Origin of the sequence: Sphingopyxis sp. YF1 (assembly GCF_022701295.1) — a bacterium.
In the GTDB taxonomy this organism is placed as follows: Bacteria; Pseudomonadota; Alphaproteobacteria; order Sphingomonadales; family Sphingomonadaceae; genus Sphingopyxis.
Genome location: NZ_CP033204.1, coordinates 80,993 through 94,297, shown reverse-complemented (window position 1 = coordinate 94,297; position 13,305 = coordinate 80,993). Strand labels below are relative to the sequence as shown.

10 protein-coding genes are annotated in these 13,305 nt (G+C 70.3%); 2 read left to right on the top strand and 8 right to left on the bottom strand.

The features are described 5' to 3' along the window. Nucleotides 1–142 precede the first annotated feature (142 nt). Nucleotides 143–1,045, top strand: coding sequence for a DMT family transporter (locus EAO27_RS00490; protein WP_242775918.1), 903 nt, complete (start codon nucleotides 143–145; stop codon nucleotides 1,043–1,045). Between the two features lie 185 nt (nucleotides 1,046–1,230). On the opposite strand, the gene EAO27_RS00485 is transcribed toward EAO27_RS00490, so the two are convergent. Beyond that, nucleotides 1,231–2,190 (bottom strand): L-threonylcarbamoyladenylate synthase, encoded by a 960-nt coding sequence (locus EAO27_RS00485; RefSeq protein WP_242775915.1) that lies wholly within the window; start codon nucleotides 2,188–2,190, stop codon nucleotides 1,231–1,233. Nucleotides 2,191–2,242: 52 nt separating this feature from the next. Here EAO27_RS00485 and EAO27_RS00480 point away from each other — a divergent pair, with 52 nt between their 5' ends. After that, entirely contained in the window at nucleotides 2,243–3,976 is a 1,734-nt protein-coding gene (locus EAO27_RS00480) for an acyl-CoA dehydrogenase (RefSeq protein WP_242775912.1), read from the top strand. Nucleotides 3,977–4,010: 34 nt separating this feature from the next. On the opposite strand, the gene EAO27_RS00475 is transcribed toward EAO27_RS00480, so the two are convergent. The 7 genes from EAO27_RS00475 to EAO27_RS00445 all read right to left on the bottom strand — a co-directional run bounded on the left by EAO27_RS00475 (nucleotide 4,011) and on the right by EAO27_RS00445 (nucleotide 13,270). Then, the gene (locus tag EAO27_RS00475; protein WP_242775909.1) at nucleotides 4,011–5,990 is read right to left on the bottom strand and encodes a serine hydrolase domain-containing protein; all 1,980 of its coding nucleotides are present in this window, start codon (nucleotides 5,988–5,990) and stop codon (nucleotides 4,011–4,013) included. 61 nt (nucleotides 5,991–6,051) lie between these two features. Then, on the bottom strand, nucleotides 6,052–7,350 hold the full coding sequence (locus tag EAO27_RS00470; RefSeq protein WP_242775906.1) for an amidohydrolase family protein: 1,299 nt from the start codon (nucleotides 7,348–7,350) through the stop codon (nucleotides 6,052–6,054). A 29-nt stretch (nucleotides 7,351–7,379) separates the two neighbouring features. Continuing rightward, entirely contained in the window at nucleotides 7,380–8,378 is a 999-nt protein-coding gene (locus EAO27_RS00465; protein WP_242775903.1) for a dipeptide epimerase, read from the bottom strand. Further along, nucleotides 8,375–10,006: an amidohydrolase family protein gene (locus tag EAO27_RS00460; RefSeq protein ID WP_242775900.1), complete on the bottom strand. Its 1,632-nt coding sequence runs from the start codon at nucleotides 10,004–10,006 to the stop codon at nucleotides 8,375–8,377. Before EAO27_RS00460 ends, EAO27_RS00465 begins: the two co-directional genes overlap by 4 nt. Then, the gene (locus tag EAO27_RS00455; protein WP_242775898.1) at nucleotides 10,003–11,085 is read right to left on the bottom strand and encodes an alpha/beta hydrolase; all 1,083 of its coding nucleotides are present in this window, start codon (nucleotides 11,083–11,085) and stop codon (nucleotides 10,003–10,005) included. Before EAO27_RS00455 ends, EAO27_RS00460 begins: the two co-directional genes overlap by 4 nt. Then, nucleotides 11,082–12,227: a hypothetical protein gene (locus EAO27_RS00450; RefSeq protein ID WP_242775895.1), complete on the bottom strand. Its 1,146-nt coding sequence runs from the start codon at nucleotides 12,225–12,227 to the stop codon at nucleotides 11,082–11,084. Before EAO27_RS00450 ends, EAO27_RS00455 begins: the two co-directional genes overlap by 4 nt. Beyond that, a complete protein-coding gene (locus tag EAO27_RS00445; protein WP_242775892.1) occupies nucleotides 12,224–13,270 on the bottom strand; it encodes a DUF1611 domain-containing protein in 1,047 nt (348 codons plus the stop codon). Before EAO27_RS00445 ends, EAO27_RS00450 begins: the two co-directional genes overlap by 4 nt. Nucleotides 13,271–13,305: the final 35 nt, after the last annotated feature.

Here is a 13,305-nt window from a genome sequence, read left to right as displayed (position 1 = left end):
CCGGCACAGCGAGGCCGTCGCCACGGCCAGCATGCCAGGTATGATCGGGTGGCCCCCGCCCCGAAACGCCCTCTCCATCGGCAGGCCGCGCGCCGCAAAAGGAAGGCGCGAACGCTGCGCCGATCTCCGCTACAGCCCGCCCATGCGCCCCGATTCGCCCTCGCCGCTCATCCCCTTCCTCGTCGCCTGCGCGGGGATCGCGACCTATTCGGCGATGGACGTGCTGATGAAGGGGCTGTCGATCGACCTCGGCGCCTATAATGCAGTGCTGTGGCGCACCAGCGCGGGCACATTGGTCAGCGGCGCCATCTATCTGTCGCTGCGCCCCGCGATGCCCGACGCCGCGACGATGCGCATCCACGCGGTGCGCTCCGTCTTCGTCGCGGCGATGGCGCTCTGTTTCTTCTGGGCGCTCGCGCGGCTGCCGATCGCCGAGGCGATCGCGCTCGCCTTCGTCGCGCCGCTGATGGCGCTCTACATGGCGGCGATCTTCCTCGGCGAAAAGATCGGCCCGCGTTCGGTCGCGGCGTCGCTGCTCGGGCTCGGCGGGGTGCTCGTCATCGTCGCGGGCAAGCTCGGCGGCAGCGACTATGACCCCGAGGCGCTGTGGGCGGTCGGTGCGGTGTTCCTGTCGGCGGTCTTCTATGCCTATAATCTCATCCTCGCGCGGCGGCAGGCGAAGATGGCCGAACCGCTCGAAATCGCCTTTTTCCAGAATTTCTTCGTCGCCGCGATCCTCGCGCTGGGCGCGCCCTGGTTCGCGGTGCTGCCGGGCGAAGGCCATGCGCCGCACATCCTCGGCGCCGCGATCCTCGCGACGCTGTCGCTGCTCTGCCTCAGCTGGGCCTATGCCCGCGCCGAGACCCAGATCCTCGCGACCACCGAATATACCGGATTCCTGTGGGCGATGCTGTTCGGCTGGATCTTCTTTGCCGAGGCGGTGACGCTGCCGACGCTCGCCGGCGCGGTGCTGATCGTCGCCGCGTGCCTGATCGTCGCGCGCAAGGTCCCGCACCAGGACCCGATCGATCCGGCGGCGGCGTAATAATCGCTATTTCGCACGAAGACACGAAGAAGCGAAGAACCTATCCGGGAATCCGTTCGTGCTGAGCGTGTCGAAGCATCGTCCTTCTTCTTGCGGCGCTGAAAGCAAGAGCGGCCCTTCGACACGCTCAGGGCAAACGGAGTTGGCAATGAATCTTCTGCGCGCCGTCGTGCGAACCCGAAAAATCACACCGCCGCGCGCGCAAGCCGGTCGTTGATCGCCGCGCCCAGCCCGTCGTGCGGGATCGCCGCGACCGCGATCCTGCTCTTTGCGCTCGCCGCGCCCGCGTGCAGCGCGTCGAACAGGCGCGCCGCCGCCTCGGTCAGGTCGCCCGCCGCGGAAAGCTGATAGTCGCCCGCGATGGCGCCGAAGCCGATCGCGAACTCGTCCGCGGCGAAATCCGCCGCGTCCAGCCGCACCGGCTTGCCCGGGGCGTAGTGGCTCGCGAGCATCCCCGGCGCGACGACCTCCGATCCCTGCACCCCGGCGACGGGCAATCGCGCCGCCTCGCCCAGCATCGCGGCGGTCACCGGTCCGGGGCGCAATATCTCGACCGCGCCGCCCGTCGCCCGCGCGATCGTCGATTCGACCCCCGCAGTCGTCGGCCCGTCGTCGATCACCAGCGCGATCCGACCGTCGAGCGTCGTGCGCACATGCCCGGCGCGCGTTGGGCTGACCCCGCCGCTCGCATTGGCGCTCGGCGCGGCGAGCGGCGCGCCCGACGCCGCGAGCAGCGCCTGCATCGCGCGGTGCGCCGGCACCCGGATCGCGATCGTGTCGAGCCCCGCGGTCGCGATGCTCGCGACGGGGCAGTCTGCCGTCCGCGGCACCACGAGGGTCAGCGGACCGGGCCAGAAATGCGCCGCCAGCGCCCGCTCGACCGGGCCAAAAATCCCCAGCCGCTCTGCCGCGGCGAGGTCGGGCACATGCACGATCAGCGGGTTGAAATCGGGCCGGCCTTTCGCGGCATAGATGCGTGCGACCGCCGCGGCGTTGCGCGCGTCGGCGGCGAGGCCATAGACCGTCTCGGTCGGCACCGCGACGGGCTGCCCCGCCGCGACCAGCGCGGCGGCGCGCGCGATCGTATCCGCGTCAAACGGCAGGGTCGCGGTCGCGATGCTCTCGTTCCTTTGACCCTCGGCCATGCCGCGCTATAGCGCCGCCACCTGTGGAATCATCCCAAAAAGCGGGGCCAGCATGACCTATACGCCGCCGACCACCGAACAGCTTTTCGTCCTCGACCATATCGCGCACATCGGCGTGCTGGCCGAACACGAGCGTTTCGCCGATGCGACCCCCGACATGGTCGAGGCGATCGTCACCGGAATCGGCGAATTCGCCGCCGAGGTCTACGCCCCGCTCAACCGCGTCGGCGACGTCAACAACCCCAAATGGCAGGACGGCAAGGTCACGATGCCCCCGGGGTTCAAGGACGCCTACAAGGCGTTCGTCGAGGCGGGCTGGGGCAGCATCGACGGCCCGGTCGACTATGGCGGCCAGGGCCTGCCCTTCACCCTCGCGACGGTGGTGATCGAGGCGCTGGGCAGCGCCGACATGGGCTTCACCCTCTGCAACATCCTCACCCCCGGCGCGATCCACGCGCTGATGGCCTATGGCACCGAGGAGCAGCGCCGGACCTGGCTCCCCAAGCTGGTGTCGGGCGAATGGAACGGCACGATGAACCTCACCGAGCCCGCCGCGGGCAGCGACGTCGGCGCGCTGCGCTCGACCGCCGAAAAAGTGACCGAGGGCGAACACGCCGGCCTCTACCGGATCAAGGGCCAGAAGATATTCATCACCTTCGGCGAGCACGATCTCACCGACAATATCGTCCACCTCGTCCTCGCGCGCACCCCCGGCGCGCCCGAGGGGACGCGCGGCATCTCGCTCTTCCTCGTCCCCAAATACCGCCTAGATGCCGAGGGCAAACCGACGCTGTCGAACGGCGTCCACTGCGCCTCGATCGAGCACAAGCTCGGCATCCACGGTTCGCCGACCGCGGTGATGGTCTATGGCGAGGCGGAGGACTGCCTCGGCGAGATCGTCGGCGACGAGATGGGCGGCATGCGCGCGATGTTCGTGATGATGAACAACGCGCGCCTGATGGTCGGCTGCCAGGGCGTCCAGGTCGCCGAGCGTGCAACGCAGCAGGCGCAGAGCTTCGCCGCCGAGCGCGTCCAGTCGTCGCTCGCGGGCTCGCCCGATCGCACCCCGGTGACGATCGACCAGCACCCCGACGTCCGCCGCATGCTGTGGCGGATGCGCGCCCAGACCGAGGCGGCGCGCGCGCTCGTCTATTATGCCGCGGCGCAGACCGACCTCGGCAAGCTGGGCGACGAGAACGCCGCGATGCGCGCCGAAATCCTCATCCCGCTGGTCAAGGCGCACGCGACCGACATCGGCTGCGAGGTCGCCAGCCTCGGCATCCAGGTCCATGGCGGCATGGGCTTCATCGAGGAAACCGGCGCCGCGCAGCATTATCGCGACGCGCGCATCGCGCCGATCTACGAAGGCACCAACGGCATCCAGGCCGCCGACCTCGTCGGGCGCAAGCTCGGCATGGCGGGCGGCGACCTCGTCCGCGGCCTGATCGACGACATCGCCAATGGTGCCGGCGATTTCCCCGAATTGCAGCAGCTCGTCGACGCGTGCCGCGCGGTCACCGACTGGATGGTGAACGCCCCCACCGGCGACCGGCTCGCGGGCAGCTACCCCTATCTCACCATGCTCGCCACCGCGACCTGCGGCTGGCTGATGGCGCTCCAGCACAAGGGCGCGAAGGCGATGCTCGACGCGGGCGAAGGCGACGCCGCCTTCCTCGCCGCCAAGATCGCCTCGACGCGCTTCTACCTGCAACAGATCGTCCCTGCCGCCACCGGCCTCGCCCCCTCGGCACTCGCCGGCGACGCCGCGCTGCCCGCGCTGGGCTGACGCCTCTGCCTGATCGGCGCGCCCGGCGCGCCGATCAGTAGTTCACCGTCATCGCGATCAGGCCGAAGCTCCACGCGGTGTAGAGCAGGAGCAGCATCGCGAGCAGCAGCAACGCCGCCCACAGCGTGCGGAACCAGCCGCGCCGCTCGCGGCGGACGAGACGCAGGTTCCACGCCGCGACCAGCACCCCGCCGACAAAGATCACGGCCCCCGCGATCTGGAGCGACCACAGCCACGGATCGAAGGACGGCAGCGCCTTCAGCGTCAGCAGGCTGACCACCCATGCGGTGACCAGCGCGAGCACCAGCCCCGCCGCGACGCGGACGCCGCGATAGGCACGCAGCGCGGTCCTCCCCAGCGTCAGCGGCGCCTTGTAGTGACGGCGGACCAGCGCCGACACCGGCCATTGCAGCAGCGTGATCAGCAGCACGCCGAGCGCGACACAGAGCGCGGGTTTCAGCCACGCCGCCGATTTCGACGCGGGCGCGCGGTCGAACACCATGAAGGGCGACAGGCCGTCGACGCTCCAGCGCACGACCCTGCCGTCGACGACTTGCGCGGCAAGCCGTCCGTGGCCGTTGGCATTGTGCCAGACGAAGGGCGCGGTCTCGACCCATTTCGCGGGTTTTCCGTTGAGATCGCGCGCCGCGGGAACGACCAGATTGCCCTTGGCATCGACGCTGACCGTCACCTGCCCGATCAGCGAGGCGAGCGCATAGAAGTTCGATTCCGACCGCCGGCTGTTGAGCCAGCTACCCGCCATCATCCGCGCGTGCGCCGCGGCCGTCTTCGCCTCGACGCGCGTCGCGGGCATTTCGGTGCCGGGAAGGTAGCGGTCGGCGAATTTCTCAAACAGCGCGCGCCGCACCGCGCCGACCGAGGCCTGCTCGCCCGTCGCGTTGAACGACATGTAGAGGCCGATTTTCTCGGTCGTGAACAGGTGCAGCGCGGTGTGGAACAGCTGGGTATCGCCCAGATGCGCGATCACCTGCCGCCCGTTGATGTTGGTTTCGAAAAAGCCGAGTTCCATCCGGTTGAGCGACGGCAACAGGGTGAGCGGCGTGTCGTGCATCATCCGCGCGGTTGCGGGCTGCATCAGCCCCGCGCCTTCATTCAGGTGCGCGATCATGAATTTGGCCATGTCGGCACCGGTCGCCGACAGCGCGCCCGCGGGCCCCGGGCCGACGATCTCGAATTTCGACGGCCCCGCCGAAAGCTGGCGATAGCCCGTCGCCATCGCCGGCGCGAGCGCCGCGGGCAGCGGCTGGCGAAAGGTCGACTGCGCCATGCCGAGCGGGCGGAAGATGCGCTGTTCGACATAGTCGTCGAAGGGCATTTTCGCGGTCCGCTCGACGATATAGCCCGCGAGCGCGGTGCCATAGTTGGAGTAGGAGGGCGTCGTCCCCGGCGCATAGATGCGCCTCGGCTGCACCTTCACATAATCGCCGAGCGAGATCGCGAATTTCGGATCCTCGAAGATCGTGCGCTTGCCATGCTCCTCGAACCCCGCGGTGTGCGTCATCAGCTGGCGCATCGTCACCGGCTTGCCGCGATAGGGCGGAATCCGGAAGTCGAGATAGGCGTTGACGTCCTTGTCGAGGTCGATCCGGCCCGCCTCGACCTCCTGCATCACCGCGGTCCAGGTGAACAGCTTCGACACCGACCCGGGGCGGAACAGCGTGCGCGCCGGGTCGACGGGGGTGCGCCGCGCGGCATCGGCATAGCCGAAACCGCGCTGGGTCAGCACCTGCCCGTCCTTGACCACCACCACGACCGCGCCCGCAAGGTCGCCGCGCTCGAGCGCGAAGGGCAGGAAGCCGTCAAGCCAGCCGTCGACATCGGCCTTGGTGAGCGCCGCGGCCGCGCCGGGGAGAGTCGGCGCGGCCGCGGCGGCGCCGGCGTCCGCCTGCGCCTCTTTGGGCACCGCGGGTCCGGTCGCCACCCCCTGTCCCGCCGCCCCGATCCCGAACAGGAGGACGAACGGCAGCAAGGCCAGCAGTTTGATCGATCGCATCAATACTCTCCCGGCGCGGCGCGCAAAGCGCGGCGGCCACCATCGGTTGAAAGGGTCGGGTTCAGTCGGCGGACGGCCGCACGACCGCGCCGCCCTTCATCACGAAATCCACCGTCTCCAGCGCGGTCACATCGGCCAGCGGATCGCCGCGCACCGCGACGATGTCGGCCGCCTTGCCCGCAGCGAGCGACCCGATCTCGCCCTCCAGCCCGATATGCGCCGCGCCCCAGACGGTGGCGGCGCGGATCGCGTCGAGCGGGGTCAGTCCCGCCTTGACCATCAGCGCGAATTCGCGGGCGTTTTCGCCGTGCTTCGACACCGCCGAATCGGTGCCGAAGGCGATGCGTACCCCGCCCTGATGCGCGCGGCGCAGCGCGTCGACCATCAGCGGACCGACCGTCCGCGCCTTGGCGCGCACCGGCGCGGGCATCCAGTCGGCGGTTTCGGCCTGCTGCGACACCGTGTCGCCCGCCAGCAGGGTCGGGACCAGATAGCTGCCCTTCGCCTTGAACAGGCGGATCGATTCGGGGTCGATATAGGTGCCGTGCTCGACCGAATCGACGCCCGCGCGCAGCGCCGCATTGACCCCGTCGGTGCCGTGCGCGTGCGCCGCGACCTTGCGGCCGAGCCGGTGCGCGGTCTCGACGATCGCGACCAGTTCGGCGTCGCTCATCTGCTGGCCCAGCCCCGCCGCGGTGTTCGACATCACCCCGCCGGTCGACGCGGTCTTGATGATGTCGGCGCCCTGCTGCACCGCCACCCGCACCGCGCGCGCGCAATCGTCGGCGCCCGAACAGAGCGTCGGCGAGCGGAACAGGTCGATGATCTCCTGCCGGTATCCGTGCACGTCGCCATGCCCGCCGTGCGCGGCGACCCCGCCCGCCGCGATTACGCGCGGCCCCGTCACCTTGCCCGCCGCGATCGCGTCGCGCAGCGCGTTGATCGCCTCGGGGTCGGACCCCAGATCGACCACCGTGGTGAATCCCGCGCGCACCGTGCGCCCGGCAAAGACGACGCCGTCGAACGCCTGGTCGGTGGTCGATTTGGTGACCGCGTCGATCCGGCTCGTCGGGCCCGATTCAAAGGTCAGGTGGACGTGGCTGTCGATGAAACCCGGCATGACGAACGCGTCGCGCAGGTCGATCACCCGCCCCTCGCCGACGAAGCCGTCGCGGATCGCGGCGACCCTGCCGCCCTCGACGACCAGCGTCTTGCCCGTCTCGACCCGTCCGCTCGCGGGGTCGGCGAGCAGTCGGCCGGCGTGGATATAGGTCGCCCCCGCCGCGGCGGGCGCATCCTGCGCGGCGGCGGGCGGGACCAGCAGAACCGCTGCCAGCGCCGCGAACGTCATTTTCCTCATCCTCTTCCCTTCCCTTTGCTTGGGCGCGGTTATCCGCGTCCCCAGATCGCCTCGCCGCACCACGCGTCGCCGTCGCGATATTCGATCGACGGCGTCCGGTCGGCGGCAAGGAAGATCGGACCGTCGAGGTCGACGATGTCGCAGAGCTGGCCGACGATGAAGGCGGGCGCCATCGCCAGGCTGCTGCTCACCATATTGCCGACCATCACGCCCAGCCCGAGCGCGCGCGCGCGGTGCGCCATCGCCAGCCCCTCGGTCAGCCCGCCGCACTTGTCGAGCTTGATGTTGACGACGTCGAACCGGCCGGCCAGCCCGTCGACATCGGCGAGCGTCAGCACGCTTTCGTCGGCGGCGATCGGGATCGGACAGCGATAGCCGTCGAGATCGGCCTCGCGCCCGCGCGCGAGCGGCTGTTCGAGCAGCTTCACGTCGGCCGCGACCAGCGCCGCGACCAGTGCGTCGAGCTCGCCGATCGCAAAGCCCTGGTTGGCGTCGACCCCGATCCAGCACTCGGGCCGCGCCGCGCGCACCGCGTCGACGCGCGCGATATCGAGGGCGAGGTCGCCGGTGAGCTTGAGCTTGAGCGCGCGCGCCTGCGCATAGCCGACCGCGCCCGCCGCCATCACGTCGGGATCGTCGGCGCCGAGCGTGAAAGTCGTGCGCAGCGGACGCGGCGCGGGCAGTCCCGCCAGTTCGTGCACCGCGATGCCGCTCCGCCGCGCCTCAAGCTCCCACAGCGCGCAGTCGATCGCGTTGCGCGCACCGCCCGCGGGCAGCAGCGCCTGCAATGCCTCGCGCGTGATCCCGCCCGCGACCGCATCGCGAACGCGCGCGATCGCTGCGGTCATCGCGGCGACATCATCGCCCAGATAATAGACCCCCGCGGCCTCGCCGCGCCCGCTGTGCGTGCCGTCGGACAGGGTGACGACGACCACCTCGGACTCGGTGAAGACATGGCCCGAGATGCGGAAGGGCTTGGCGAGCGGCAGGCGTTCGACCGCAAAATCCAGCGTCAGGCCGCTCGTCATGGCTTGCTTGCTCCTTCGCACGCGTGGCGCAGCACCGCGCCCGCGCGCGCGCCGCTGTGCTTGCCGTCGGCCAGCGTGACGACGCCGTTGACGATCACCGTCTCGATCCCGGTCGGCGGCGCCATCGGCTTGTCCCAGCTCGCGCCGTCGTCGAGCTTGCCCAGATCGAAAACGACGATATCGGCGCGCATCCCTTCGCGGATCAGTCCGCGGTCGGACAGCCCCATGCGCTGCGCCGGCCAGCCGGTCATCTTGCGCACCGCCTCCTCGAGCGACAGCACCGGGCGGCGCTTCACATATTCGGCGATGATGCGCGGAAAGGTGCCATAGGCGCGCGGATGCGGCAGCCCGAGCGCGTCCATCTCGCCGAAGGTTTCCGACGCCGCGGCGTCGCTGCCGATGCTGACCCACGGCTGCTTGAGCCCGGTCTCGATATCCTGCTCGCTCATCATGAAATAGAGCGCGACCGAGCGGTTGGGCAGGCCTTCGAGCAATATGTCCCACGCGACGTCGGCCGGGTCGCGGTTCAGCGCCTTGCCGATCTCGGCGAGGCTCTTGCCGTGATACGGCCGGTATTTGTCGCTGAAGCCGTTGGCGAGCCGGACGTTCTGGAAACCGCCCGACGCGTGGACGAGGTTCGACCAGCCGGGCATCGATCCCGCGGCGACCTCCTTCTTCATCCGCTCGCGCACCTTGGGATCGCGCAGCCGTTCGATCCCCTTCTCGATGCCGTCGGCCCACACCCAGCTCGGCGCGATGATCTCGAGGCCCGTGCCGCCGGCGGTATAGGGATAAAGGTCGGCCGCGACGTCGACCCCGCGCGCGCGCGCCGCGTTGATCGCCGCCAGCGCCTCGGGCATCAGCTTGCCCCAGCCGGGGGCATAGGCGCCCTTGAGGTGAAAGATCTCGACCTTCACCCCGCCCTTCTCGCCGATCTCGATCGCTTCCTCGACCGCCTGGACAAGGCCTTCGCTCTCGTCGCGCATGTGCGTCGCGTAAAAACCGTCGCACTGCGCCGCGACCTTCGCCAGCGTCACGAGGTCCGACGTCGTCTGGAAACTGCTCGGCGGATAGATCAGCGCGCTCGTGATGCCGAACGCGCCATTGTCCATCGCGATGCGGACCTCGCGCCCCATCGCCTCGAGCTGCGCCGCGGTCGGCGATCCGGCGCCGTCGCCCATCACCTTCACCCGCGCCTGCGTCGCCGAATAATAGGTGCCGAAATTGATCGCGATGCCCTGCTGCTCCAGCTGGCGGAAATAGTTGGGGATGTCGGCGGCGGGCACCGGCGTCCCGCCCTCGCCCGCGATCACCGTGGTGACGCCCATGCGCAGCTTGTTCTCGGCCGCGCCGCTCTTGAGCAACACGCGCCCCGACTGGTCCATCATGTCGATGAAGCCGGGCGAGACATAGCGGCCCGTCGCGTCGATCTCCTTCGCACCGCGGCCCGCGATCTGGCCGACGCGCACGACGCGCCCGTCCTTGACCGCGACATCGGCGCCGACCCACGGGTTGCCCGCGCCGTCGAGCACGCGGCCGTTCCGGATCACGATGTCGTAATCGGGCGCCGGGCTGTTCGCGGCGAGCAGCGCCGCCAGCGCGCTGCCGAGGAGGATCTTCGTCTTCATCGCTTTTCTCCCTTGGCGGCCGCGCCCTCGGCGCGCACCGCTTCGACGACCTGATTCACCGCCGCGATCACGACGTCGGGGCGGTCGATCTGGATATAATGGCCCGCGTCGGGCACGATCTGCTGCCGCCCGCGCGTCGACATCGCCGCCTGCTCGGCGTGGAGCGCCTTCCACTCCTGCTTGAAACGCGCACCGTCCGAGGCCTTGATTCCCAGCCCTTTCAGCTCCGCGGGCTTGAACGGCGCCATCGCGGTGAGCACGACCAGCGGCCGGTCGCCAAAGCTGCGCACCTTGCGCGCATCGTCCATCGTCGCGTCGAAACCGTCGAGCTCGGCGGTCGCGCCGCGCACCGACGTGCTCGTATAGGCGGCCATGCGCGCCGCGGCGTCCTGCGGCAGCTTGCCCTGCCCGGCATTCGCCATCGCCAGCCGCACCGCGCCCGTCCACGACAGCGCCGATGCGGCGTGCATGATCCACGCGACCTGCCCCGGATGGGCGTCGGTGTTCGCGACCCTGCCCAGCCGCGCGACCTGGTCGGGGTGCGACGCGTCGACCATCACCAGCCCCGCGACCGCGTCGCCGTACCGCCCGGTGTAGGTCCGCACATAGGGCCCGCCGATCGAATGGCCGACCAGCACCAGCGGGCCGGTGATCCCCGCGCCCTTCAGCAGCGCATGAAGGTCGTCGGCGACGGCGGCGGCGTGCTGCGGCGTCTCCTTGGGATCGCTCCACATGATCCCCGCGCGGTCATAGGCGCACGCGCGCGTCGTCTGCGCGATCCTGTCGTGCACCAGCGTCCAGTCGATCGTCCCGCCGGTGCCCAGCCCGGATTCGAAGACGACCGTCGGCGATCCCGCGCCGCGGCAGTCGATGTGCATCATCCGCCCGCCGACGTCGACCAGCTTGCCCGGCGGCGGATAGGCCGCCGCGGCGCTGCGGCGCCCCAGCGCCTCGTAGATCGCGCCGACGACCAGCGCGAGCAGCAGCAGCGCGAGCAGGCCGAGCAGGATACGCTTCAGCCAGCGCCCGGCGCGCCGCCATCCGCCGGTTTTTCGGGCCGCGGCCCCGGGGGTCGTCATGTCGCACTCCTTTCGGCAGGATCCGCCGGGCGGCGGAGAAGGCGGAAGATGCCGACGCTGAGCAGCGGCACGACATAGACGCCGAGGAACACCCACGACAGCGCGCGATAGCCGCCCGCGATCAGCGCCACGAGCCCGAAGCGGTCGGCGAGGAACATGCAGCCGACGAGCAGCGCCGCGGCGATCGCGGCGCGCCCGCGCCGGTCCAGCGGCGTCCGTCCGCGCGCGCGCCGCGCCGCGTCGACGCGCTCGTTGATCGCGTGCACCGACCCCGCGCCGCTTTCGAGCAGCGCGGCAAAGATCATCAGCTGGAACAGCAGGTGGAAGAGCGGCATGTCGAGCTGCCGCAGCATGAAGTCCGACGGCAGCGTTTCGTCCATGATCGCGGGGTGGAAGGCAATCATCGCGACGAAGAAGAGGATCGCCGGCGCCATCGCCAGCGGCCCCGCGATCAGCCCCGACACCACCGCGTCGCGCTGGCTGGTCAGGTGGCGGATCACCGGCAGGATCACCACCGCGCCGATGACGTTGTAGCCGGTATAGGTCAGCCCGCCGAGGACCCAGCCGTCGGCGGGCGCGGGCACCGCGAAGCGCGCCGCGATCGCGTCGCCGAAGCTGCCGAGCGCGAGCAGCATGAACAGCGCATAGACGCCGTATAGGAGGAAGGAGACATATTTGAACAATCCCTCGACCGACGCATTGCCGAAGGTCACGAAGGTCGCGATCGCCGCCGCGAGCAGCGCGGTCCCGGCGAGCGGCGGCCAGCCGAGCACCGCGGCGCCGATCTCGCCCGCCGCGGCGCCGAACACCGCGAGCACCAGCGTCACGAGCAGCACATAGGCGACCTCGAACAGCACCCACGCCGGCCCGAGCAGCCGTTCGAAGAAGCTGCGATAGTCGAAGGTGCCGAGCCGGCGCGCGAGCGCAAAGGTCGCCGCGCAGATGATGCTCCACAGCACCATCGCGAGCAGCATCGCCGCCAGCCCGCCCCACGGCCCGCTGGGCAGGAAGAATTCGGCGAGCTCGCGCCCCGTCGCATAACCGCCGCCGATCACGACGGCCTTGAAGGCGAAGCCCGGCAGCAGGAAGCGCTGGAACCAGCTCGGTCCGGCTCCCGTCGCCATGGCCGCGCCCGCGCTCATGCGAGGCAGCTGTCCAGCAGGCGCTCGAACGCGTCGCCGCCGCGGATGGGGTCGGCGACGGGCAGCCCCAGCCGCGCGCTTTCGGCGGCCATCAGCGCCGTCGCCGCCCCGGCATCCATGTGCGCGGTGTTGAACGACACCCCGGCACAGCGGATCGCCGGGTTGGTGCGCGCGCCCAGCCGCAGGTTGAGGTCGATCGTGTCCTCGATGCTCGGCAGCGCATAGCCGGGACTGCCCAGCACCTGCGTCCGGCCGGGTTCGTGGCAGACGATGATGACGTCGGGCTGGCTGCCGTGGAGCAGCCCGAGCGAGACCGCGGCATAGGCGGGGTGAAAGAGCGACCCCTGCCCCTCGATCACGTCCCAGTGCCCGGGCGCGGCGTCGGGGCTCACCAGTTCGGCCGCCCCCGCCTCGAAATCGGACACCACCGCGTCCATCGGCATGCCGCCGCCCGCGATCATGATGCCGGTCTGGCCCGTCGCGCGGAAATCGGCGTCGACCCCGCGCGCGGCGAACGCGCGCGCGATCGCCAGCGCGGTATATTTCTTGCCCAACGCGCAATCGGTGCCGACGGTCAGCAGGCGCTGCCCCGACCGCTTGCGCCCGGTGCCGACGGTCAGCCCCGCCGGCGGATGGCGCACGTCGATCAGCCGGCGGCCGAGGCGCTGCGCGCGCCCCGCGAGTTCGGGCCGGTCGGCCAGCCGCATGTGCATGCCGCTGACGATATCCAGCCCGGCGTCGAGCGCCTCGACCAGCGCGGGGATCCAGCTTTCGGGGATCACGCCGCCGCTGTTCGCGACGCCGATCAGCAGCGACCGCGCGCCGCGCGCCCGCGCCTCGGCGGGGGTGAGCGACACCAGCCCGGCGCTGACCGTCGCCCCCGGCAGCGCATATTCGCCGACGCATTTTTCGGGCGCCCAGTCGCGCAGCCCGAAGGCGGTCTTGGCATAGCCGCGCTCGGTCGTGTCGCCGAGGAACAGCAGATAGGGCTGGGGAAGAAGGAGCGATTCGGCGGTCGCGTCGAGGGAGGTTTGGATGTTCACGGATTTCGCCCTGCAAGAACCAAAAGACACATGCT

Bases quoted from the DNA above. Each gene is read 5' to 3' on its own strand.
- EAO27_RS00455 (WP_242775898.1), bottom strand. From the start codon at position 11,085: ATGACGACCCCCGGGGCCGCGGCCCGAAAAACCGGCGGATGGCGGCGC.
- EAO27_RS00470 (WP_242775906.1), bottom strand. From the start codon at position 7,350: ATGAGGAAAATGACGTTCGCGGCGCTGGCAGCGGTTCTGCTGGTCCCG.
- EAO27_RS00480 (WP_242775912.1), top strand. From the start codon at position 2,243: ATGACCTATACGCCGCCGACCACCGAACAGCTTTTCGTCCTCGACCAT.
- EAO27_RS00475 (WP_242775909.1), bottom strand. From the start codon at position 5,990: ATGCGATCGATCAAACTGCTGGCCTTGCTGCCGTTCGTCCTCCTGTTC.
- EAO27_RS00460 (WP_242775900.1), bottom strand. From the start codon at position 10,006: ATGAAGACGAAGATCCTCCTCGGCAGCGCGCTGGCGGCGCTGCTCGCC.
- EAO27_RS00450 (WP_242775895.1), bottom strand. From the start codon at position 12,227: ATGAGCGCGGGCGCGGCCATGGCGACGGGAGCCGGACCGAGCTGGTTC.
- EAO27_RS00490 (WP_242775918.1), top strand. From the start codon at position 143: ATGCGCCCCGATTCGCCCTCGCCGCTCATCCCCTTCCTCGTCGCCTGC.
- EAO27_RS00485 (WP_242775915.1), bottom strand. From the start codon at position 2,190: ATGGCCGAGGGTCAAAGGAACGAGAGCATCGCGACCGCGACCCTGCCG.
- EAO27_RS00465 (WP_242775903.1), bottom strand. From the start codon at position 8,378: ATGACGAGCGGCCTGACGCTGGATTTTGCGGTCGAACGCCTGCCGCTC.